This window comes from Dactylosporangium sp. NPDC049140 (assembly GCF_040648435.1).
The window spans coordinates 1-22,701 of the sequence record NZ_JBEZDS010000014.1 but is presented as its reverse complement, the minus strand read 5'-3'; the positions used below and the strand labels follow the sequence as shown (position 1 = coordinate 22,701).

22 protein-coding genes are annotated in these 22,701 nt (G+C 72.4%); 21 read left to right on the top strand and 1 reads right to left on the bottom strand.

Features of this window, described 5'->3' with window-relative positions; all coding sequences use genetic code 11:
- Positions 1-9: 9 nt before the first annotated feature.
- The 21 genes from rsmH (at position 10) to AB0B76_RS23220 (ending at position 22,377) form a co-directional block, all read left to right on the top strand.
- The gene (gene rsmH, locus AB0B76_RS23320) at positions 10-981 is read left to right on the top strand and encodes a 16S rRNA (cytosine(1402)-N(4))-methyltransferase RsmH (RefSeq protein WP_360378635.1); all 972 of its coding nucleotides are present in this window, start codon (positions 10-12) and stop codon (positions 979-981) included.
- Positions 982-986: 5 nt separating this feature from the next.
- Positions 987-1,544 carry a hypothetical protein gene (locus tag AB0B76_RS23315; RefSeq protein WP_360378632.1) on the top strand — a complete coding sequence of 186 codons (558 nt, stop codon included), beginning with the start codon at positions 987-989 and terminating at the stop codon, positions 1,542-1,544.
- A gap of 48 nt (positions 1,545-1,592) precedes the next feature.
- A complete protein-coding gene (locus AB0B76_RS23310; RefSeq protein WP_360378630.1) occupies positions 1,593-3,965 on the top strand; it encodes a penicillin-binding transpeptidase domain-containing protein in 2,373 nt (790 codons plus the stop codon).
- Between the two features lie 45 nt (positions 3,966-4,010).
- Positions 4,011-5,483 carry a UDP-N-acetylmuramoyl-L-alanyl-D-glutamate--2,6-diaminopimelate ligase gene (locus tag AB0B76_RS23305; RefSeq protein ID WP_360378628.1) on the top strand — a complete coding sequence of 491 codons (1,473 nt, stop codon included), beginning with the start codon at positions 4,011-4,013 and terminating at the stop codon, positions 5,481-5,483.
- Between the two features lie 82 nt (positions 5,484-5,565).
- Positions 5,566-6,969, top strand: a complete 1,404-nt coding sequence (murF, locus tag AB0B76_RS23300; RefSeq protein WP_360378626.1) for a UDP-N-acetylmuramoyl-tripeptide--D-alanyl-D-alanine ligase — start codon at positions 5,566-5,568, stop codon at positions 6,967-6,969.
- Positions 6,966-8,087 carry a phospho-N-acetylmuramoyl-pentapeptide-transferase gene (mraY, locus tag AB0B76_RS23295; RefSeq protein ID WP_360378624.1) on the top strand — a complete coding sequence of 374 codons (1,122 nt, stop codon included), beginning with the start codon at positions 6,966-6,968 and terminating at the stop codon, positions 8,085-8,087. The genes murF and mraY overlap by 4 nt, the downstream gene beginning before the upstream one ends.
- A gap of 62 nt (positions 8,088-8,149) precedes the next feature.
- The gene (locus AB0B76_RS23290; RefSeq protein WP_360378621.1) at positions 8,150-9,547 is read left to right on the top strand and encodes a putative peptidoglycan glycosyltransferase FtsW; all 1,398 of its coding nucleotides are present in this window, start codon (positions 8,150-8,152) and stop codon (positions 9,545-9,547) included.
- Positions 9,547-10,653: a UDP-N-acetylglucosamine--N-acetylmuramyl-(pentapeptide) pyrophosphoryl-undecaprenol N-acetylglucosamine transferase gene (locus tag AB0B76_RS23285; RefSeq protein WP_360378618.1), complete on the top strand. Its 1,107-nt coding sequence runs from the start codon at positions 9,547-9,549 to the stop codon at positions 10,651-10,653. The genes AB0B76_RS23290 and AB0B76_RS23285 overlap by 1 nt, the downstream gene beginning before the upstream one ends.
- Positions 10,650-12,134, top strand: coding sequence for a UDP-N-acetylmuramate--L-alanine ligase (gene murC / locus AB0B76_RS23280; protein WP_360378615.1), 1,485 nt, complete (start codon positions 10,650-10,652; stop codon positions 12,132-12,134). The genes AB0B76_RS23285 and murC overlap by 4 nt, the downstream gene beginning before the upstream one ends.
- A 17-nt stretch (positions 12,135-12,151) precedes the next feature.
- Positions 12,152-12,913: an FtsQ-type POTRA domain-containing protein gene (locus tag AB0B76_RS23275; RefSeq protein WP_360378613.1), complete on the top strand. Its 762-nt coding sequence runs from the start codon at positions 12,152-12,154 to the stop codon at positions 12,911-12,913.
- Positions 12,914-13,235: 322 nt separating this feature from the next.
- Positions 13,236-14,348 (top strand): cell division protein FtsZ, encoded by a 1,113-nt coding sequence (gene ftsZ, locus AB0B76_RS23270; RefSeq protein WP_360378610.1) that lies wholly within the window; start codon positions 13,236-13,238, stop codon positions 14,346-14,348.
- 64 nt (positions 14,349-14,412) lie between these two features.
- Positions 14,413-15,135, top strand: coding sequence for a YggS family pyridoxal phosphate-dependent enzyme (locus AB0B76_RS23265; protein WP_360379115.1), 723 nt, complete (start codon positions 14,413-14,415; stop codon positions 15,133-15,135).
- Between the two features lie 126 nt (positions 15,136-15,261).
- Complete coding sequence (locus AB0B76_RS23260) at positions 15,262-15,927, top strand: cell division protein SepF (protein ID WP_360379113.1); 666 nt, start codon at positions 15,262-15,264, stop codon at positions 15,925-15,927.
- A gap of 18 nt (positions 15,928-15,945) precedes the next feature.
- Positions 15,946-16,251, top strand: a complete 306-nt coding sequence (locus AB0B76_RS23255; RefSeq protein WP_223096957.1) for a YggT family protein — start codon at positions 15,946-15,948, stop codon at positions 16,249-16,251.
- A 49-nt stretch (positions 16,252-16,300) separates the two neighbouring features.
- Positions 16,301-17,095, top strand: coding sequence for a DivIVA domain-containing protein (locus tag AB0B76_RS23250; RefSeq protein ID WP_360378607.1), 795 nt, complete (start codon positions 16,301-16,303; stop codon positions 17,093-17,095).
- Between the two features lie 449 nt (positions 17,096-17,544).
- Positions 17,545-18,135 carry a hypothetical protein gene (locus AB0B76_RS23245; protein WP_360379111.1) on the top strand — a complete coding sequence of 197 codons (591 nt, stop codon included), beginning with the start codon at positions 17,545-17,547 and terminating at the stop codon, positions 18,133-18,135.
- A gap of 66 nt (positions 18,136-18,201) precedes the next feature.
- On the top strand, positions 18,202-18,489 hold the full coding sequence (locus tag AB0B76_RS23240) for a DUF167 domain-containing protein (protein ID WP_360378605.1): 288 nt from the start codon (positions 18,202-18,204) through the stop codon (positions 18,487-18,489).
- Positions 18,486-20,003 carry a potassium/proton antiporter gene (locus tag AB0B76_RS23235; protein ID WP_360378602.1) on the top strand — a complete coding sequence of 506 codons (1,518 nt, stop codon included), beginning with the start codon at positions 18,486-18,488 and terminating at the stop codon, positions 20,001-20,003. Before AB0B76_RS23240 ends, AB0B76_RS23235 begins: the two co-directional genes overlap by 4 nt.
- Before the next feature lie 430 nt (positions 20,004-20,433).
- A complete protein-coding gene (locus AB0B76_RS23230) occupies positions 20,434-20,868 on the top strand; it encodes a TraR/DksA C4-type zinc finger protein (protein WP_360378599.1) in 435 nt (144 codons plus the stop codon).
- A 41-nt stretch (positions 20,869-20,909) separates the two neighbouring features.
- Entirely contained in the window at positions 20,910-21,455 is a 546-nt protein-coding gene (gene lspA / locus AB0B76_RS23225) for a signal peptidase II (protein WP_360378596.1), read from the top strand.
- Complete coding sequence (locus tag AB0B76_RS23220) at positions 21,448-22,377, top strand: RluA family pseudouridine synthase (protein WP_360378594.1); 930 nt, start codon at positions 21,448-21,450, stop codon at positions 22,375-22,377. The genes lspA and AB0B76_RS23220 overlap by 8 nt, the downstream gene beginning before the upstream one ends.
- Positions 22,378-22,383: 6 nt before the next feature.
- Here AB0B76_RS23220 and AB0B76_RS23215 read toward each other — a convergent pair.
- Positions 22,384-22,701 (bottom strand): carbohydrate binding domain-containing protein (locus tag AB0B76_RS23215; RefSeq protein WP_360378592.1); only part of this gene is annotated, 318 nt, incomplete at its 5' end.

Genomic DNA, 22,701 nt, shown 5'->3' with positions numbered 1-22,701 from the left:
GGGTCGACGATGGGGGAGCGGGACGTTCACGTGCCCGTGCTGCTCGAGCGCTGCCTCGAGCTGCTCGCCCCCGCGCTCACGCGGCCCGGTGCGTTGTACCTCGACGCCACCCTCGGCCTCGGCGGGCACGCCGAGGCGGTGCTCCGGGCGCACCCGCAGGCCCGCCTCCTGGGCCTGGACCGCGACCCGCAGGCGCTGAGCCTCGCGGGGGAGCGGCTGGCGCCGTTCGCCGACCGGATCCGCCTCGTGCACGCCGTCTACGACGAGCTGCCCGAGGTCCTCGGCGACGAGCGGATCGACGCCGGACTGTTCGACCTGGGCGTGTCGTCGATGCAGCTCGACGACGCGGGACGGGGGTTCGCCTACGCCCAGGACGCACCGCTGGACATGCGCATGGACCAGACGCGCGGCACGACCGCGGCCGAGGTGCTCAACACCTACAGCCACGGCGAGCTGGCCCGGGTCCTGCGCGAGTACGGGGAGGAGAAGTTCGCCTCCCGCATCGCCGCGTTCATCGTCCGGGAACGGGAGAAGTCGCCGTTGACCGGCTCGGCCCGCCTTGCCGAGCTCGTCCGTGACGCCATCCCCGCGCCCGCCCGGCGCACCGGCGGGCATCCGGCCAAACGCACCTTCCAGGCGCTGCGCATCGAGGTCAACCGCGAGCTCGCGGTCCTCGAGCGGGCGATCCCCGCGGCGCTCGACGCGCTGCGGCCCGGGGGCCGGCTGGTCGTGCTGTCCTACCACTCACTCGAAGACCGCCTGGTCAAACGGGCGATCACGGAGCGGACCCGCTCGACCGTCCCGGTCGAGCTGCCGTTCGAGCCGCCCGGCAGCGAACCGGAGCTGCGGGCGCTCAACCGGGGAGCCGAGCTCCCCGACGCGGCCGAAACAGCGGCCAACCCGCGCGCGGCGTCGGTACGACTCCGTGCGGTGGAACGCAAGGAACGCCCGAAAAGGGCAGACACACTGGGGGAGGTGTGATGAACGTGACGACATTGCCGGCAGACCGGCAGCGCAGGAGTCAGCAGAGCGGATCGCGGTCGGGGGGCCGGACCACGGGGCGCAACGCTGAGGAGTTCGAGCCGCGACGGGACCCACAGATCGACGGTACGACGGCACTGCAGCCGGAGTACACGCCGCCGGAGCACGAGACGCCGGAGCACGAGACCACGAGCCGGCCGGCGAGCCATCCCGCCCGGCCGGGCCGGGAGGACCGCCTGCGAGCGGCCCCGCCGGCACCGGTCAGTGCACCTCGGGCGCCCTTCGTGGCGCTGGTGCTGGTGCTGGTGCTCGCCGGCGTGGTCGGCATCCTCGTGCTCAACACACGGATCGCCGAGAACGCGTTCAAGCTCGACGCGCTGAAGACCAAGCAGGCGGGCCTCGACCGCGACGAGGAGCGGCTGCGCAGCGATCTGGCCAACAAGGAGTCGCCGGTGACGCTCGCGTCGCGGGCGAAGCAGCTGGGGCTCGTGCCCTCGCGGACGCCGGCGTTCCTGGTGTTGCCTGACGGCACCAAGCTGGAGATGCCCGGGCCGAGCAAGTAGGCCGAGACCCATCCAAGTCCATAGTGGACGACGAACGGAAGTCAGGACATGGCTGGCGACACTCCTGATCGGCGGGGCGGCGAGCGGCGCGGGGGCGCCGGGCGCCGGGAGACCACCGAGCGCGGGAGCGCCGCCGGCCGGCAGCGAACGGGCGGTCGCGCCGGTGCGGGGGGTACCGGTGCCTCCGCCCGTTCCCGCTCCGACGGGGGCGAGGGCCGGGCGGCGGACGAGCCGTCGCTGCGCGGGACCATGTCCGAGGCGAAGCGGTACACGCCGCGCGGGCGCTCCGTGCGCGACGCCTCGGTCGACGCGGGCGGGCGTGGGGATCCGTTCCGCCCCGCCCTCGAGGTGATCCAGGGCGGCCGCAGCGAGCAGCCGTTGCGGGCCGGCCGCCGCGTCGAGCAGGCCCCGCGCGGGGGCCGCCGCACCGAGCAGGCCGCGCGCGGAGGCGGCCGCACCGAGCAGGCCCCGCGCACCGAGCCGGGAACGCGCGGGGGCCGCCGCACCGCGCCGGTGGAGCGTCCGGAGGGAGAGGAGGCGCCCCGGCAACGGCGGACCGCCCCGGCCCGGAAGGCGCAGCCGCCACGGAAGAACCCGAGGCGCGCGCCCGTGCGCAAGAAGCAGAGCCGGGTGACGGTACCGCGCCTGAAGCGCCGCCCCGGCCTGCCCAAGCTCGCCGAGCCGCGCCGCCGCCTGCGCCTGGCCACCGTCCTCGCGCTGGTGATGTTCGCCGCGATCGGCGTGCGCCTGGTGCAGCTGCAGCTGACCGATGCGAGCGCGTACGCCGCCGAGGGTCTGAAGGACCGCCTCGTGCGCGTCGTGCTGCCCGCCTCGCGCGGCTCGATCCTCGACCGCAACGGCAAGATCATGGTGCACTCGGTCGAGACCCGCTACGTGGCCGTCGACCCGATGGCGGTGAAGGACCCCGAGGCCCTGGCCGACAAGCTCTTCACGATCCTCGACAAGTACGGCGTGCCGCGCTCCGACCTCGTGCGCAAGATGACCCCGCACAAGGCCTCCGACGGCAAGACCAACGTGCGCTTCGAGTACCTCGTGCACCAGATCGAGCCCGCCGACGGCGACCGCATCGCGGCCCTGCACGTCGGCGCGCTCAAGGTCGACCGCGACGAGCGCCGCGAGATCCCCGGGTACGACCTGGCCTCCAACATCATCGGCTACACGTCGAAGCCCGACCTCAACGGGCAGATGGGCATCGAGAAGCAGTACGACTCGGTGCTGCGCGGCGTCGACGGGCTGCACGTGTACGAGCACGGCGAGGGTGAGCTCGACAAGCCGCTGCCGTACTACAGCTACGAGGAGCTCAAGCCGGCCCGCCCGGGCAGCTCGGTGGAGCTCACCATCGACCAGGACCTGCAGTTCTCGGTGCAGAGCGCCCTGGCCGAGCGCATGGGCCCGCTGGGCGCCGACTTCGCCACCGCCATCGTGCTCGACGCGCACACGATGGAGGTGATGGCGATGGCCAGCTACCCGTCCTTCGCCTCCGCGGACCCGGGCAGCACCGACCCGAACCTGCTCAAGGACCAGTGCACCGCGACGGTCTTCGACCCCGGCTCGATCCACAAGGTGATCGTCATGGGCGCCGCGCTGCAGGAGGGGATCATCAACCCGGGCACCACGGTCACGGTGAACTCGAAGGTGAAGAAGGGCGGCACCACCTACACCGATCACCCGCCGCAGAAGGACGGCACCCAGATGACCATCCCGGGCATCCTGGCGCTGTCGTCCAACGTCGGCACCATCGCCGTGGCGGACCAGCTGGGCAAGGACAAGCTCTACGAGTACCAGCGGAAGTTCGGCCTCGGCCAGCGGACCGGCGTCGGGCTGCCCAACGAGTCGCCCGGCCAGCTGCTGCCGCCCAACGAGTGGACCGGCTCCAGCCCCGGCTCGATCCCGATCGGCAACGGCGTGGCCACGACGGCGCTGCAGATGGCGGCGGTGTACGGCACCATCGCCAACGACGGCCTCTACGTCCAGCCGACGCTGGTCAAGAAGATCATCGCGCCCGACGGCACCGTGACCAAGCCGCCGGCCCAGCAGACCCGCCGGGTGCTCGACCCGCAGGTCGCGCAGGAGCTGCGGGTGATGCTCGAGGGCGTGACCACGCTCGACGACGCCACCGGCAAGCAGGCGGCGATCACGGGCTACCGCATCGCCGGCAAGACGGGCACCTCGAAGCTGCCGCAGAACGGCGGGTACGCCGACGGCGACGTCGTGTCGTTCATCGGCATGGCCCCGGCCGAGGCGCCCCGCTACGTGATCGCGGTGAACGCCCACGTGCCGGGCGGCGCGGGCGGCTCGGTGGCCGCGCCGGCGTTCAAGGAGATGATGACGCTCACCCTGTCCAGCTTCGGGGTCACCCCGACCGGCACCGCGCCGCCGAAGCTGACGATCTACCCGTGACACCGGCTCCGGGGGCCCGCGGCCGGGCGGGTAGGGTCTGACCCCGTGCCCGGCTATCCCCGTCCGCGGAATGTCCGCCCCACGCTCATCGGTGAGCTGGGCGGCGGCTCTGAAGATGTCGCAGTCACGGGGGTGACGCACAGTAGCTCCGAGGTACGGCCGGGTGATCTTTACGCGGCGCTGCCCGGCGCGCGGGTGCACGGGGCGCAGTTCATCCCCGAGGCGCTCGAGCGCGGCGCGGTCGCGGTGCTCACCGACCCCGCCGGGGTGCGCGCGGACGCGGGCGTCCCGTTCATCGTGGCCGACAAGCCCCGCGACGTGCTCGGCGAGGTCGCCTCCAAGGTCTACGGCGAGCCGACCCGGCGCCTGACCACGATCGGCATCACCGGTACCGCGGGCAAGACGTCGACCACCTACCTCATCGAGGCCGGCCTGCGCGCCGCCGGCCAGGTCACGGGCCTCATCGGCACCGTCGAGACCCGGCTGGGCGACCTGACCGTCAAGAGCATCCGGACCACGCCCGAGGCGACCGACCTGCACGCGCTCTTCGCCGCGGCGCTCGAGCGCGGCGTGCAGTCGGTGGCGATGGAGGTCTCCAGCCACGCCCTCGAGGTCGGCCGGGTCGGCGGGGTCCGCTTCGCCGCCGCCGGGTACACCAACTTCGGCCTGGACCACCTCGACTTCCACCCGTCCGTGGAGGACTACTTCGCGGCCAAGGCGCGCCTGTTCGACGGCCGCGCCGCCGTGGAGATCCTCAACCTCGACGACGTGTCGGTAATGCGACTGCGCAAGCCCGCCTCGTGGACGTATTCCGTTGCGAGTGATCTTGCGGACTTCGGCGTCTCCGGCGTGACCGTGGACGGCTACGGACAGGCCTTCGACGTGCACTGGAAGGGCCGCACCGCCCGCTCCGGCGTGCAGCTGCCCGGCCGGCACAACGTGGCAAACGCGCTGCTGGCCATCGCCTCCCTCGTCGCCGTCGGGGTGGACCTCGACGTCGCGGCCCGGGCCGTGGCCGGGGCGCCGGGCTCGCCGGGCCGCATGGAGCGCGTCGAGGCCCCCGGCGAGGTCGTCGGCGTCGTGGACTACGCGCACAAGCCCGACGCCATGGTCGAGGTCCTCAAGGCGCTGCGCACCCTCGCGGCCGCCCGTGGCGGCCGGGTGCTCTGCCTGGTCGGGGCCGGCGGCGACCGCGACCGCGGCAAGCGCCCGCTCATGGGCCGGGCCGCCGCCGAGGGCGCCGACCTGGTGATCGTCACCGACGACAACCCGCGCACCGAGGACCCGGCGGCGATCCGCGCCGAGGTGCTGGCCGGGGCCGCGGGCGGGCCGGCCGACGTGGTGGAGATCGGCGGCCGGCGCGCCGCGATCGCCCACGCGGTGGCCCAGGCCAAGCCCGGTGACGTGATCGCGCTGCTGGGCAAGGGGCACGAGACGGGCCAGGAGGTGGGCGGCGAGGTGCTCCCGTTCGACGACCGGGTGGAGTTGGCCGCGGCGCTGACCGAGGCGGCCTCATGAGTGGTCGGGAGCGCAGCGGAGTGGCCGCTCATCAGGGGCTCAGGGGTGTCGCGGCGGCGCCGGAGCTTGCGGAGGTGTCGACGTGCTAGCCCTGACGCTGGCGGAGATCGCCGCGATCGTCGGCGGCGAGCTGCACGGCGGCGGCGCCGACGCGGTGGTCGCCGGCGACGTGGAGTACGACTCCCGCAAGGTCGGCCCCGGAAGCCTCTTCGTGGCCTTCGCGGGCGCGAAGGTCGACGCCCACGAGTTCGCCCCCAAGGCGATGGCCGACGGCGCGGCCGGGGTCCTCGGCAGCCGGCCCGTGCCGGGCGTGCCCACGGTCGTGGTCGCCGACCCCCGCCATGCGCTCGGCCTGCTCGCCCGCGCGGTGCTCGACCGGCTGCACGAGGCCGGCGGCATCACCGTCGTCGCGCTCACCGGCTCCTCCGGCAAGACCAGCACCAAGGACATCGTCGCCCGGCTGCTGGCCGCGCACGGCCCGACCGTGGCGACCGTGGGCTCGGAGAACAACGAGCTCGGCACGCCGTACACGGTGCTCAAGGCCGACGCCGGCACCCGCTTCCTCGTGCTCGAGATGGGCGCGCGGGGGGTCGGGCACCTGCGGTACCTGTGCGAGATCGCCCCGCCCGACGTGGCCGTCGTGCTCAACGTCGGCGTCGCGCACATCAGCGAGTTCGGCTCGGTCGAGGGCATCGCGCAGGCCAAGGGCGAGCTCGTCGAGGCGCTCGGACCCGGCGGCGTCGCGGTGCTCAACGCCGACGACGAGCGGGTCCGGGCCATGGCGGCGCGCACCACCGGCCGCGTCGTGCTGGCCGGCGAGGCCGCGGACGCGCAGGTCCGCGCCACCGACGTGGTGGCGCTGGACCGCGGCCGGTTCGGCTTCACCCTCACGGTCCCCGACTGTCAGGCGGCGGTCCCGGTCCGCCTCGGCGTCGCGGGGCGTCACAGCGTCGGCAACGCGTTACTCGCCGCCGCCGTCGCGTCGCTGGCGGGCATGGACCCGGCCGCGATCGCGGCGGGACTCGGCGATCTCGACGGTTTGTCGACCCGAAGGATGGATGTCTTCGACCGTGCCGATGATGTCACGGTCATCGACGACTCGTTCAACGCCAATCCGGCGTCCACGGCGGCGGCGCTGCACGCGCTCGTCGCGGTGGCCGGCGGGCGGCGCAAGATCGCCGTGCTCGGCTTCATGGCGGAGCTCGGCGAGTTCGAGCGAGCCGGACACGAGGAGGTCGGTCGTATCGCCGCGGAACTCGGCGTCGACCGTCTCGTGGCCGTCAGCGAGCAGGCCGCGCCGATCCTGACCGGAGCGGCCGCCGTGGCGAGTTGGGGAGGAGACTCGGTGCTCGTGACCGATCAGGAGGCCGCCGTCGCGCTGCTGCGCGCCGAGCTGCTTCCACGCGACGTGGTCCTGGTCAAGGGATCGCGCTACCGGACCTGGGGCGTCGCCGACGCCCTGCGCTCGGAAGATCTCGGCAAGTGAGGGCCGTCTTCGTCGCGGCCTTCGTCGCGTTTCTCATCTCGCTGTTCGGCACGCCGATCGCGATCAGGTACTTCACCCGCCTGAAGGCCGACCAGCCCATCCGCAGCGAGGGTCCGCAGACCCACCTCGGCAAGAAGGGCACGCCCACCATGGGTGGCGTGGTGTTCATCTTCGCCACGCTCGTCGCCTACACCGGCGGGCACATCGCGCTCACCACGCTGCCCGAGGCGCAGCTGCGCCCGTCCGGCCCGACCGCGACGGCGGTGGTGCTGCTCGGCCTGTTCGTCTTCACCGGCCTGCTGGGCTTCCTCGACGACTACCTCAAGGTCGCCAAGCGCAACAGCGACGGCCTCAACAAGCGGGGCAAGCTCATCGGCCAGGCGCTCATCGGCGCCGTCTTCGGTGCGATCGCGCTCTACGTCTCCGCCGACAAGACCGGCCGCCAGGTCGTCACCACCGTGGCCAGCCCGAAGCTGTCGTGGGTGCACGACATCGACTGGCTGAACATCGGCAAGATCGCCGCGGTGATCTTCTTCGTGTTCGTGGTCATGTCGATGTCCAACGCGGTAAACCTGACCGACGGCCTCGACGGCCTCGCGACCGGTACGTCGATCCTGGTGCTCATCAGCTACATGGCGATCGCGTTCTGGCAGTACCGCCACTGGTGCGCCGACCCGTCGTACAAGGCCGGCTACTGCTACGACGTGCGCGACCCGCTGGAGATGGCCCTGATCGCCGGGGCCGCCGTCGGCGCGCTGGTCGGCTTCCTGTGGTGGAACACGTCACCGGCCCGCATCTTCATGGGCGACACCGGCTCGATGGCGCTCGGCTCCCTCATCGCGGGCCTCGCGCTGGCCACCAAGACCATCCTGCTGCTGCCGCTGCTGGGCCTGCTCTTCGTGATCATCGTGGTGACCTGGGTCATGCAGATCGGCTCGTACCGCACGACCGGCAAACGCATCTTCCGGATGGTGCCGCTACAGCACCACTTCGAGCTGGCCGGATGGAGCGAGGTCAACATCGTGGTCCGCTTCTGGATCATCGCCGGCCTCGGCGTCGCGGCCTCCCTCGGCCTCTTCGCCGCCGACTTCCTGCGTGTGATGAGCGGCGCCTCCTAACGGCACGTCCCCCCGGCGCGTCGCGGCCGCCCGGCCCCGGCGCGCCGGGAATGATGGGCGGCATGAGGAGCGACGGGGAGGAAGTTCCGAACGACGGCGGCTGGCTGGGCAACCTGGTCGGGTCGCTGCGGGGGCTGCTGGACCGGCCGCTCGCCTCTTACTACCTGCTGCTGTCCAGCGTCGGCCTGCTCGTGTTCATCGGGCTGGTCATGGTCTTCTCGGTGACCAGCGTCGACAGCTTCGCGACCACCGGCAGCCCGTTCACCTCGATCGCCAAGCAGGCGCTCTTCGCGGTGTTCGGGCTGATCGCGTTCTGGGTCTGCCAGCGGCTGCCGGTGCGGACCTTCCGGGCCGTGGCCATCCCGGCGCTGCTCGCCACGTTCGTGCTGATGTCCTTCGTCGACCTGATGGGCTGGGCGGCGGCCCGCCGTACGCCGCCCGGGGCCGAGGTCAACCCGATCCACCTCGGGCCGATCTGGGTCAAGGACCTGTGGCTGCACGTCGGCGGCTTCCAGCTGCAGCCGGCCGAGTTCGCCAAGATCGCGCTGGTGATCTGGGGCGCCGACCTGCTCGTGCGCAAGGGCCGCAGCATCATGACCTGGCGCGAGCTGCTCATGCCGATGTTCCCGGTGACGGTCGCGCTGCTGATCCTCGTGGGCTACAACGACCTCGGCTCCATGATCTGCATGGTGGTGCTGTTCACCGGCCTGCTGTGGGCGGCCGGGGCCCGGCTGCCGGTCTTCGGCTGGCTCGGCGCGTTCTTCCTCGCCGGCGTGGTCGCGCTCATCCTGCTGCCGGCCAACAAGGACTATCGGCTGGACCGGCTCAAGGTCTTCTTCGACCCGAGCATCGACCCCGACGCGAAGGCGGGGCGGTACCAGTACCTGCGCGGCCTGTGGGCGGTCGCCGACGGCGGCTGGTTCGGCGTCGGCCTCGGTCAGGGCCAGCTCAAGTGGGGCCGGCTGCCCAACGCGCACAACGACTTCATCTTCGCCATCGTCGCCGAGGAGCTCGGCGTGGTCGGCTGCATGGTCGTGCTGCTGCTGTTCGGCATGCTCACCTACACCGGCCTGCGCATCGCCCGCCGCGTCGAGGACCCGTTCCGCCGCCTGGCCGCCGCGGCGATCACCCTCTGGTTCGTCGGTCAGGCGATCATCAACATCGGGGGCGTCGTCGGCCTGCTGCCGATCACCGGCCTGCCGCTGCCGTTCATCTCCGACGGCGGCAGCGCCCTGGTCGTCGCGCTCGGCGCGGCCGGCATCCTCACCTCCGCCGCCCGGGCCGAGCCGGACTGCGCCCGAGCCATGCACGCCCGTCCGCCGCGGAAATGGGTGCGACTACTCTGGGCGCCGTTGCCGCCGCTTCCACGCGCCCGCGAGGAGGACGACGGCACGGACCCCTCGACTCGCACGACGGGCCGGCCCACCCTCACGGGGTCGCCCCGCGGAAGGAGCACCTGATGGCAGCGCTGCGTTCGGTGGTGCTGGCCGGCGGAGGCACGGGCGGGCACATCTACCCGCTGCTCGCCTTCGCCGACTGCTTGCGCAGGCACGACCCCGACGTCCGCATCACGTGCATCGGCTCGCCGAGCGGGATGGAGAACGACCTGATCCCGCCGCGCGGGTACGACCTGCGCCACGTCCCGGCGTACCAACTGCCGCGCTCGGTGAACCTGAACCTGGTGCGCACCCCGGACCGGATGTGGAAGGCGGCCCGGGCCACCCGTGCAATCCTCGACGAGGTCAACGCCGACGCCGTCGTCGGCTTCGGCGGCTACGTGTCGGTCCCGGCCTACCTGGCCGCCTGGCGGCGCAAGACGCCCACGGTCATCCACGAGGTGAACGTGCCGATCGGCGTGGCCAACAAGATGGGGATGCGCTTCACCAAGAACATCGTGCTCGGCTTCCCGCACCAGGCCCAGCAGATGCCGTCCGTGGCGGACTCGCCCGTGGTCGGCGTGCCGCTGCGGCAGAGCATCGCGACCCTGGACCGGGCCGCCCGCCGCGCCGAGGCCCGCCGGTACTTCGGCCTCGACCCGAACCTGCCGACGCTGTTCGTCTTCGGCGCCTCCTCCGGCGCCCGCTCGATCAACAACGCGGTGGCGGGCGCGGCCAAGGCGATCACCTCGGCCGGGGTGCAGGTGCTGCACATCATCGGCGCCCGCAACGAGGACTTCGAGGTCCCGGCCGGGCTGGCCGCGCCGTACGTGCGCGTCAAGTTCCTCGCCGAGATGGAGCTCGGCTACGCGGCCGGCGACCTGGCCCTGTGCCGCGGCGGCGCGATGACGTGCGCCGAGACCGCCGCGATCGGCATGCCCGCGGTTTACGTGCCGCTGCCGTGGGGCAACGGCGAGCAGCGGCGCAATGCGCTGCCGGTGGTCGAGGCGGGTGGCGGCCTCATCGTCGAGGACGGCGACCTGACGCCCGAGCTGATCGCGCAGCAGATCGTGCCGCTCGCGCGCGACGGCGCCCGGCTCGCCGCGATGAGCCACGCGGCCGCCGGATACGGGCGCCGCGACGGTGACGAGGCCCTTCGTCGCTACCTGTTGAGGATCGTTGGATCATGAGCGGAGCGGAGCGAAGCGGAGTGGCCGCGCAGCATGAAGTTCAGCGCAACCTGACGGCCGAGGAGCTGGGCAAGGTCCATCTCGTGGGCGTGGGCGGGGTCGGCATGAGCGGCCTGGCCCGCCTGCTGCTCACCCGCGGCATCCCCACCTCGGGCAGCGAGCTCAAGGAGTGGCCCCAGCTCGCCGCGCTCAAGGCCCTCGGCGGCACGATCTACCGCACCCACGAGGCGTCCAACCTCGACGGCGTGGACACGGTCGTGTACTCCACCGCCATCCCCAAGGACCACATCGAGCTCGTCACCGCCCGCGAGCGGGGCCTGCGGCTGTTGCACCGCTCGGAGGCCCTGGCCGCCACGATGCTCGACCGGCGCGCCGTCGCCGTGGCCGGCACGCACGGCAAGACGACCACCACCTCCATGCTCACGCTGATCCTGCAGCACGCGGGGCTCGACCCGTCGTTCGTGATCGGCGGCGAGATCTCCGCGATCGGCTCCGGCGCCCACCACGGCAGCGGCGACCTCTTCGTGGCCGAGGCCGACGAGAGCGACCGTTCGTTCCTGCTGTACTCCCCGCACGTCGCACTCGTCACCAACATCGACGCGGATCACCTCAACACCTACGGCGACCTGCAGGGGCTCGAGGACGCGTTCGTCGAGTTCTGCGCCCGGGTCCAGCCGGGCGGGTTCGTGGTCACCTGCGCCGACGACGCCGGGGCGATGCGGATGGCGGTGCGGGCCCGGGCGGCCGGGGCCGACGTGGTCACCTACGGCACCGCGCCCGACGCCGACCTGCGCATCAGCGAGGTCCGCTCGTCCGTGCACGGGGTGCGGTACGTGGCGCATCACGAAGGCGTGCCGCTCGGCGAGGTGTTCCTGCCGGTGCCGGGCGCCCACCTGGGCCTCAACTCGGCCGGGGCGGTCCTCACGGCGCTGCGGCTGGGCGTGCCGGCCGAGACGGCGATCGAGAGCCTGGCGACGTTCCCGGGCGTGCGGCGGCGCTTCGAGTTCAAGGGCGCCGAGGCCGGGGTGCGGGTCTACGACGAGTACGCGTACCACCCGGTGCCGATCGCCGCGGCCCTGCGCACGCTGCGCGAGGTGGCCGGCGACGGGCGCCTCCTCGTGGTGTTCCAGCCCTACCGGGTGTACCGCACCCGCGACTTCCAGGCCGAGATCGCCGCCGGTCTCTCGCTCGCCGACGAGGCCCTGATCATGGAGGTCTTCGGGCCCGGCGAGGTCCGCGAGCCGGGGGAGGGCGGCGTGGCGCTCACGGCCGCGGTCGACCTGCCCGCGGAGCACAAGGTGTTCCTGCCGTCCTGGGAGGACGTGCCCGGCGAGGTGGTGGCCCGGGTCCGCGAGGGCGACGTGGTCGTCACCATGGGCGCGCCGCCGATCTCGCTCATGGGCGACGAGCTGCTGGCCGCGCTCAAGGGCGGGGGCGAGGCGGACGGGTACGTCGGCCGGCACTCCCGGGCCGACGACTGACGCCGGGCTGATCGCCGGTGACCCAGACGCGCGGATGGCGGCTCGTCCTGGCCCCCCGCGACGCGCCGCGCTCCGTGCGGCTCTTCGCGGCCCGGGCCCGGCGGCACCGTCTCCGTGCGGCGCTGCCCTGGCTCGTCGCGCTCGCGCTGGTGGCGCTGCTCGGCGGGGCGGCGGCGATCGTGTACCTCACCCCGGCCCTCGGCGTCGAGCGCATCGAGGTCACCGGGGCCGGCGTGCTCGACCCGGCGGCGGTGCGCGCGGCCGCCGGGGTGCGCGACGGCACCCCGCTGCCGCGGCTGGACCTGGGCGCGCTGGAGCGCCGGGTGCGCACGGAGCTCAAGCCCGTGCGCACCGTCAAGGCCCAGACGCATTACCCGCACACCCTCGCGATCGCGGTGGTGGAGCGCACGGCGATCGCGGCCGTGCCCAAGGTCGGCGGCTTCACCCTGCTCGACGCCGAGGGCGTGGCCTTCCTGCCGGTCGACACCGCGCCGCCGGGCCTGCCGGTGATCCGCATCGCCCAGCCCGAGCCGGGCGACGCCACCACCGACAGCGCCCTGACCGTGCTGGCCGCGCTGTCCCCGGCGGTCCGTACGCAGATGGTCGCGCTGGTCGCCGAGTCGCCGACCCGGATCAGGCTGGAGCTGACCGGCGAGCGGTCCGTGGTGTGGGGCGACGCCACCCAGAACGAGGCCAAGGTCCGGGTGCTGGAGCGCACCCCCATCGAGCCCGGGCACACCCTCGACGTGAGCGCCCCCGGCGTCGTCCTGGAGAAGTGACGCCTCCGCCCGTCACAACCGCAGGCCGGCGGCGTTAATGAATTCGACGGCGCGGTGGGCGTTTGGCCGACACGCCGGGGCACGGTCCTTGGATCACGACAGTCGGGCCCTTACCTTGCGATAAGGCATTAGTTGACATAACTATAAGCCTCTAGTAAAGGGTGAGGGTTTGCGGGACCCCCATCCGGTGCGTTCGCATTGGCGGACGCCGCCCGTCACGGGGTCGGGCTCGGACAGGCCTCCGCGAGGGGGCGGACCGGGGTTCAAGGCTCGGCACCGGACCGGATCGGCGCTCGCCAACCTCGAAAGGAAAGGTGGTCCGATGACACATCCGCACAACTATCTCGCGGTCATCAAGGTCGTCGGCATCGGCGGCGGCGGGGTGAACGCCGTCAATCGCATGATCGAGGTTGGCCTGAAGGGCGTCGAGTTCATCGCGATCAACACCGACGCCCAGGCCCTGCTGATGAGCGACGCCGACGTCAAGCTCGACGTCGGACGGGAACTGACCCGCGGGCTGGGTGCGGGCGCCAACCCCGACGTCGGCAAGAATGCGGCCGAAGACCACCGGGACGAGATCGAAGAGGTGCTCAAGGGCGCCGACATGGTCTTCGTCACCTGCGGCGAGGGCGGCGGGACGGGCACCGGCGGCGCGCCCGTCGTGGCCAACATCGCGCGGAAGCTCGGCGCGCTGACCATCGGCGTGGTCACCCGGCCCTTCTCGTTCGAGGGCAAGCGCCGCCAGGTGCAGGCCGAGGCCGGCATCGAGGAGCTGCGCAACCAGTGCGACACGCTCATCGTGATCCCGAACGACCGGCTCCTGGCCCTGGGCGACCGTGGCATCAGCATGATGGACGCGTTCCGCCAGGCCGACCAGGTGCTGCTCTCCGGTGTCCAGGGCATCACCGACCTCATCACCACGCCGGGCCTGATCAACCTCGACTTCGCCGACGTCAAGAGCGTCATGAGCGGCGCCGGTAGCGCGCTCATGGGCATCGGCAGCGCCCGCGGGGACAACCGCGCGGTCGAGGCCGCCGAGTCGGCCATCTCCAGCCCGCTGCTGGAGCAGAGCATGGACGGCGCGCGTGGCGTGCTGCTGTCCATCGCCGGCGGGTCCGACCTCGGTCTGTTCGAGATCAACGACGCGGCCCAGCTGGTCACCGACGCCGCCCACCCGGACGCCAACATCATCTTCGGCGCGGTCATCGACGACGCGCTCGGCGACGAGGTGCGCGTCACGGTCATCGCGGCCGGCTTCGACGGCGGCGCCCCGGCGTACCGTCCGATCGAGAACCGGGCCCCGCGCACGGCGCACGGCCCGCAGCACAGCCAGCCGAAGGAGCCGGCGCCCCAGGAGCGCCAGGCCCCGCCGCCGCCCCGGCGGGTGCTCTTCGACGACGTCGACGTGCCGGACTTTCTCAAGAACGGTGCGTGATTGATCACGGCTTGAGCTCTGGTTGAATTGGGTAGGTCGCATCTGCGGCCTACCCAATCGCCGTATAAAGGGGCTTTCGTTGGATGCGCGCACCGAGCAGATCGCGGCCAATCTCGCATCCGTGCGGGAGCGGATCGCCGCGGCCTGCCGCGCGGCCGGCCGGGAGCCGGAATCGGTCACCCTCGTGGCCGTGACGAAGACCTACCCGGCCGAGGACGTCGCCCGGCTGGCCGAGCTGGGCGTGGCCGACGTCGGCGAGAATCGGGACCAGGAGGCGGCCGCCAAGGCCGCCGCCGTGCCCGGTGTGCGGTGGCACTTCGTCGGGCAGCTGCAGCGCAACAAGGCGCGCTCGGTGGCCGGCTACGCCGACGCCGTGCACTCCGTGGACAGCCTTCGCCTGGTGGATGCCCTGGCCGACGCCGTGGTGAAGGCCGGGCGGGCCGCTCCGCTCGGCGCGCTGGTGCAGGTGAGCCTCGACGACGATGAGCACCGTGGCGGTGCGCTCACCGGACAGGTCGAGAAGGTCGCCGAGGCGATCGCGGCCAGCCCGGCCCTGGCGCTGCGCGGGGTCATGGCGGTCGCGCCGCTGGGCTGGGAGCCGGACGAGGCATTCGCCCGGCTGGCGGCAATCGCGTCCCGGATTCGTCAGCGTTTTTCCGGGCCGGACGGGGCGGCGGACTGGATTTCCGCGGGCATGAGTGACGATCTCGAATCCGCGATTCTGCACGGCTCGACACACGTCCGTGTCGGCAGTGCATTGCTCGGAAAACGCACCCCACTGGGGTAGCCTGGCCCGCGGGAACGGAAAACTACACGAGTGTGGTTCTGCGCCGGCGGGCTGGTGTCGCACGACGTGATCGGTGGCACCGACAACGGGGGGAAGTGCCGCATGGCGGTGGACGGAGGAGCGCGTATGGGTGCTCTGCGCAGGGCGGGCGTGTGGCTCGGTCTCGTCGAGGACGAGGACGATCGTGGGTACGACGATCGTCATTACCGGTATGACAACGACCTGCTCGATGAAGAGGACGACGTCGACGACGTGCCGGCGCCGCGCTCCCGCACGGCCTCGGAGCGGCTCTCCGCCTCGGAGCGCCTCTCGGCGTCCGAACGGCTCTCGACCTCGGAGCGCCTCTCCGCCTCCGAGCGCCTGGAGGCGAGCGCCGCGAGCCGCACCAGCACCGTCCGCTCGATCACGCGCCCGACCACGTCGGTCAGCTACCCGACGCGCGACAACCTGGCCCTCGCCCCGACGAACTCCGTCCGCGAGCGCCCCCAGGTGGACGAGGACAGCGACGACCGCCGTTACGCGATCACCACGCTGCACCCCACCACGTACAACGAGGCGCGCACGATCGGGGAGCACTTCCGTGAAGGCGTCCCGGTGATCATGAACCTCACCGAAATGGACGAGTCGGATGCCAAACGTTTGGTCGACTTCGCGGCCGGACTCGTATTCGGCCTGCGTGGTAACTTCGAGCGGGTGACCAACCGAGTCTTCCTGCTCTCACCGGCAAATGTCCAGGTCACCGCCGAGGACAAAGCTAAGATCGCCGAGGGCGGGTTCTTCAACCAGAGCTGATGCGAGGACTCAACGGCCGTGGTGTCCATCACCTTGCAGATCGTGCATCTGCTGCTCTACCTCTTCCTGGTGGCGCTCCTCGGACGCTTTGTGATGGGCTACGTCATGCAGTTCGGTCGCCGCTGGCAACCCGGCCGGGGAGCCGCCGCCGCACTCGAAGTGGTGTGGAGCGTCACCGATCCGCCGCTCAAAGCGTTGAGGCGGGTGATTCGTCCGCTGCGTATTGGTACCGTGGCCGTGGACCTGTCTTCGCTTGTGCTGCTGGTTATCCTGTTCGTGCTGATGTACGTCGTGTTAGGGCGGCTGATCGCGGCGTTCTCGTGACACGCACCGCTCGGCGGCCACGCGGCCGCAACTGACCCGAGGAGTTTCGATGCCGCTGACCCCGGCCGACGTTCACAACGTCGCCTTCAAGAAGCCCCCAATCGGCAAGCGGGGCTACGACGAGGAGGAGGTCGACGCCTTCCTCGACGAGGTCGAGCGTGAGCTCGCCCGGTTGATCGAAGAGAACAACGAGCTGCGCGCGCAGCTCGAGCGCGGCGGCGGCCCCGCCCGCTCGGCGCCCGGCGCCGGCGGCGACCCCCGCCTGGCCGCGGAGCTCGCCGACCTCAAGACGCAGTTCGAGCGCGTCCAGCGGGAGAAGTCGTCGGCCGAGCAGGCCGCCCGCAGCATGCAGCAGGAGCTCGACCAGGTCCGCACGCAGGGCGGCCCGGCCGGTGCCTCCGGCGACGGCGAGCAGCAGGCGCTGCGCGTGCTCATGATGGCCCAGCGCACCGCGGACGACCACGTGTCCGACGCGCGCCGCGAGGCCGACAAGCTCCTCTCCGAGGCCCGCACCAAGGCCGAGGAGGTCACCCGCGACGCGCGGGCGAAGGCCGACGCGCTCGAGCGCGACGCCCGCCAGCGCCACCAGGAGGCCATGGGCGGCCTGGACGCGAAGCGCACCGCGCTGCAGAAGCACATCGAGGAGCTCAAGCAGTTCGAGCGCGAGTACCGCACCCGCCTCAAGGCCTACCTGGAGAGCCAGCTGCGCGACCTCACCGGTCGCGAGCAGAGCCTCGAGGCCGAGATGGCGCAGCGCGGCGAGGGCGCGGCGCGCCCGGCGGTCGGCGGCGGCGGTCTGGCCACGGCCGGCCTCGCGGGCGGCTACGAGGGCGCGGGTCGCTGACCCTGGGCCCGTCTCCCCGAGGCGAGCACGACGCACAGCGGCACCCACAAGAGTGAAGTAGTGGCACAGAGCGGCCCACCGGCAGCACCCGACACGCGGCCGGTCAATGCGACACGCGGCGCCCCAGTCGAAATTCGGCTGGGGCGCCGGTCATTCTGGGAGACTTCCGCCTGGCTCGTTCGTTGTACCGGCTGAGAGACACTCGCCCGGAGACGCCATCGGCGCTCGCCCCGGGATTCGCTTTGCGGAGGGACAGGGCCGTGATCGTCGGAAGCCTGCTGCTGATCGTGGTAGCCGTCGGCCTGCTCGTGCTGGGCCTGCTCCAGGGCTCGGACGCCCTGCTTGTCGCGTCCATCGGGGCGAGCCTGCTGGCCGCGGTCGCGCTGATCGTCGGTGGTCGCCAGGCCGCCGCCGCGCGCACCGCCCGCACCGCCCGCACCGGGCGTCAGGTGCCCTCGGAGCGCTACGACCCGTTCGCCTCCCACCTCGGCGGTAACGAGCTCGGTGGCGAGGACGAGGAGGTCCCGGGGGAGTACGGCCGGCGGGCGGAGCGCCAGGCGGTCGGCGCCGGGGCGCGCGCCGGCACCACCTACGGCACGTCCACCGGCGGTCGCCCGGCCGCCCCGGACGAGACCGCGATGATGGTCCCGGTCCGCGACGAGCCCGATGCCGGGATCCCGCTGCAGGGCGACAGCGGGGGCGGCTACGAGGAGTACCCGTCGCAGTACGACCAGCACCCGCCGGTCGACTCGTACCAGGACGACGACGACGGTGACGACGACGATCACGACTACGAAGACGAGGATCCGACCGACGAGCCGGCGATCCAGCAGTCGTCGGCCGCCGACCTCGCCCGCGTCGCCGCGCTGCCCGACGACGTCCTCGTGATCGACGGCCGGCCGCGGTACCACGTGCCGAACTGCCCGCACCTGCTCGGCCGCGAGCACGAGCCGCTGCCGGCGCATGAGGCGGTCGAGCTCGGCTTCACCCCGTGCGCCGTGTGCGCGCCCAACGACGTGCTGCTCGCCGCCCGCCGGTAGGCCCCTGGGCACAGAGCCGCCCGCGCGGAGGATCGCCCTCGATCGGGTGAACCTTCACAATGAGGCATGGCCACCATCGCGATCCGTGTCCGCCCCGGTGCATCGCGCACCGCGGTCGGGGGCGGCCACCCTGGGCCCTACGGGCCCGCCGTGGTCGTCGCGGTGGGCGCCCGCCCCGTCGACGGGCAGGCCACCGCGGCCGCGCTGAAGGCCCTCGCCGCCGCGATCGGGGTGCGCCCGTCGAGCCTGCGCCTCAAGGCCGGGGCTGCGAGCCGGGACAAACTGGTCGAGCTCGCCGACCCGCCGGCGGACCTCGCCGATCGGGTCGCCGGTCTGCTGGCGGGCCGCCGTTGAGTCATGAGCTCAACGTCGCGCTGCTGATCGGCGCGGCGGTCCTGCTGGTGTCCGTGGGCGCGGTGCGGCTCTCGGTGCGCCTCGGCCTGCCCAGCCTCCTGGTCTACCTGGGGCTCGGGGTCGCGATCGGGGAGGCCGGGCTCGGCATCCATTTCGCCGACGTCGAGCTGACCCGGACGCTGGGCATCTGCGCCCTCGTGGTGATCATCGCCGAGGGTGGCCTCACCACGCGCTGGTCGACCCTGCGCCCGGTGCTCGGCCCCGCCCTGGTGCTCTCCACCGTCGGGGTGGGGGTCAGCATCGCCGTGGTCGGGGCGGTCGTCCACTTCGCGCTGGGCATCGGGTGGCAGCAGGCGCTGCTGTACGGCGCCGTGCTCTCTTCCACCGACGCGGCCGCGGTCTTCTCCACGCTGCGCCGGGTCCCGGTCCGGCCGCGCCTCGCCGCGCTGCTGGAGGCGGAGTCGGGCATCAACGACGCCCCCGTGGTCATCCTCGTTGTGATGCTCTCGGCGCCGCGGCTCGGCCAGCACCCCTGGTACGAGGAGCTGGCCCTCGTCGCCTACGAGCTCGTCGCCGGCGCCGCGGTCGGGCTGCTGGCCGGGTTCGGCGGCGCCTGGGCGCTGCGCCGGGCCGCGCTGCCCTCCGCCGGGCTCTACCCGCTCGCCGCGATCGGCCTGACCGTGCTCGCCTACGCCGCCGGCGCCGTCGCCCACGCCTCCGGCTTCCTGGCCGTGTACGTCACCGGCGTCGTCCTCGGCAACGCCCGCCTGCCGCACCGGCGCGCCATGCTCGGCTTCGCCGACGGGCTGGCCTGGCTCGCCCAGATCGGCCTGTTCGTGCTGCTGGGCCTGCTCGCCTCGCCGAGCGAGCTCGGCGGGGCGGTGCTCACCGCCCTGGTCGTCGGCCTGGTCCTGGTGCTGCTGGCCCGCCCGCTGTCGGTGGTGGTCAGCAGCGCCCCGTTCCTGCTCACCGCGAACGGTTTCGGATGGCGGGACCAGGCGTTCCTGTCCTGGGCGGGCCTGCGGGGGGCGGTGCCCGTCGTGCTCGCCACGATCCCGCTCTCGGCCCGGCTGCCGGGCGCCCAGGACCTGTTCAACGTCGTCTTCGTGCTTGTCGTGATCTACACGGCCGCTCAGGGCGTGACGCTGCCGCCGGCGGCGCGCCTGCTCGGGGTCACCGCGCCCGCCGAGCCCACCGACCTGCAGGTGGAGGCCGCACCCCTGGAGCGCATGGGCGCGGATCTGCTGCAGGTCGAGGTGCCGGAGGGCTCGAAGCTCAACGGCGTGCACGTGGACGAGTTACGATTGCCTCTCGGTGCGGTCGTGACGCTGGTGTTGCGCGACGGCGGTGCGTTCGTGCCGGCGCCGGAGACCCGCCTGAAGACCCGTGACAGCCTCCTGATCGTCACCACCGAGCAGGTTCGCGATGCCGCGGAGCAACGGCTGCGGGCCGTGAGCAGGCGGGGGCGACTCGCTCGCTGGTTTGCCGAACATGGCGATGATCGGCGCCAATAATTGATCAAATTGGTCGGAATACGAGTGGCGCGTTTGTCGGACGCGTGTACATTCCGTATCCTTGCCAGCCACTGGAGTGCGCGACCGCGCGTCGCGCGCCCATTTTGCATCTGGGGGAGCCATGGCCGAGCGGGCTGATGCCGTGCCGACGAGGCGGTCAGCGAGCGGTGCCGGGCGGAGCAAGGCCGCCGATGTGACGGGAGGGGCCACTGTGACAACAGCACAGAAACCCGCCTCTCGGCAAGCCGGGACGCCGAACCGGGCGACAGAGGCGGCCGCCACCGGAGCGGCCGGCACGAAGCCGGCGGAGGCGGCGCCGGCCGCCAAGGCCGCACCGGCGAAACGGGCCCCGGCCCGCAAGGCCGGCAGTATCAGCACCACGACAGCGCCGACCACGTCAATCGCCGCCCGTGCGGCCAAGGGAGCCACGATGGCCAAGACCGCCGAACCGAAGACCACCGCGGCCAAGACCGCTGGGGCGACGAAGCCCGCCCGTGGAACGCGCACCGCCGCCGAGACGGAGAAGATCCGGGTGGCGCTGATCGAGCGCCGCGACGAGCTCAAGGGCGAGCACGAGCAGGCCATGGTGGACATCCGTGAGCTGCAGCAGCACCGCCTCACCGACTCCGCCGGCGACGACCAGGCCGACACCGGCACGAAGACCGGCGAGCGCGAGCAGGAGATCACCATCGCCAACAACCTGGCCGACCGCATCCTGCAGGTCGAGCGGGCGCTGGAGCGGCTCGACGAGGGCGGCTACGGCTGGTGTGAGAAGTGCGGCAACCCCATCCCCGTGGAGCGCCTGGCCGCGTTCCCGTCCGCTACGCTCTGCGTCACCTGCAAGCAGTTGGAGGAGCGGCGCTGACCACCCAGGAGCCCACCCAGGACCGGGCCGAGCCGACGGCCGTGGACCCCGCGACCCCCGCGGCCGGCCCATCCGCCGCGCGGACCCGGGCCTGGTCCGTCTTCGGCCTCGTCGCCGTGGCGATCGTCGGCATCGACCTGGCCGTGAAGCAGTGGACGACCTCGACCATCGCCCACGGCGACCCGGTGAAGCTGTTCGGCGGCCTCATCTACGTGATCTACACCCGCAACAGCGGGGCCGCGTTCAGCATGCTCCAAGATCACACGTGGATCTTCCCGATCATCGCGCTCGGCGTGGTCGGCTGGCTGTTCTGGATGATCCGCGGGACGGTGTCGACCGCCTGGGCGGTCGCTCTGGGGCTCGTGCTGGGCGGCGCCGCGGGCAACCTCGGCGACCGGCTCTTCCGCGCCCCGGGGCCGTTCCGGGGGCACGTCGTGGACATGTTCAGCTTCCTGGACGACCACGCCGGGCACTTCCCGGTGTTCAACATCGCCGACTCGGCCCTGACCGTCGGCGTGGCGCTGGCGATCCTGCTCGAGTTCATGGGGCGGCGCCGCGACGGGACCCGGGCCCGCAAAGATGCGTGAGGTCCGCTCGCTGCCGGTGCCCGACGGCCTGGACGGCACACGGCTCGACCAGGCCCTCACCCGCCTCTTCGGGCTCAGCCGCACCACCGCGGCCGACCTGGTCGAGGCCGGGGACGTGTCGGTGGACGGCGAGGTGCGGCCGAAGTCGGACAAGGTCCGCGCGGGCGCCTGGCTGGAGGTGACGCTGCCGGCCCCCGCCGGGGTGATGGCGGTCGAGGCCGTGCCCGTCGACGGCCTCGGGATCGTCTACAGCGACGACGACATCGTGGTGGTCGACAAGCCGGTCGGCGTGGCGGCGCACCCGAGCCCGGGCTGGACCGGGCCGACGGTGATCGGCGGGCTGGCGGCGATGGGCCAGACGGTCGCCACCAGCGGCGCGGCCGAGCGGCAGGGCGTGGTGCACCGGCTCGACGTCGGCACCACCGGGCTGATGGTCGTGGCCAAGAGCGAGATCGCGTACAGCGCCCTGAAGCGCGCCTTCAAGGCCCGCGAGGTCGAGAAGCGCTACCACGCCGTGGTCCAGGGCCACCCGGACCCGCTGCGCGGCACGATCGACGCGCCCATCGACCGGCACCCGAACCACGACTACAAGTTCGCGGTCGTCTCCGGCGGCCGGCCGAGCGTCACCCACTACGACACGATCGAGGCGTTCCCGGCCGCGAGCCTGCTCGACGTGAATCTGGAGACCGGGCGCACCCACCAGATCCGGGTGCACTTCTCGGCGCTGCGACACCCGTGCGTGGGGGACGTGACCTACGGCGCCGACCCGACCCTGGCCGCCCGGCTCGGGCTCTCGCGGCAGTGGCTGCACGCCCGCGAGCTGGGCTTCGCGCACCCGCGCCACGGCGAGTTCGTCTCGTTCCTGAGCGAGTACCCGGCCGACCTGGCGGCGGCGCTGGAAGTTCTCAGCGCCGCCGCGTAGGCCGCCTCAGACGAGCGTGATGTCGTCGGCGTAGATCGTGCCGGTGCCGTACCAGCCGTGCACCCACACCTTGATCGAGGTGGCGCTGCCGGTGCTGACGGTGACGGTCAGCTTCGTCCAGGCCGAGCCGGACCCGGGCGACCACGTGCTCACGTCGCCCGCCCCCGTGGTGGCGCCGAGGAACGCGTAGCTGCCCTGGACCCAGGCGGTCAGCGTGTACGTGCGGTTGGGCTGCACGGCCACGGTCTGGCTGCACTGGGCGTTGTCGGACGCGGACGCGGCCGCCTTGAGCGCCTTGGTCCCGCCGTGCACCGGCGTGCTCAC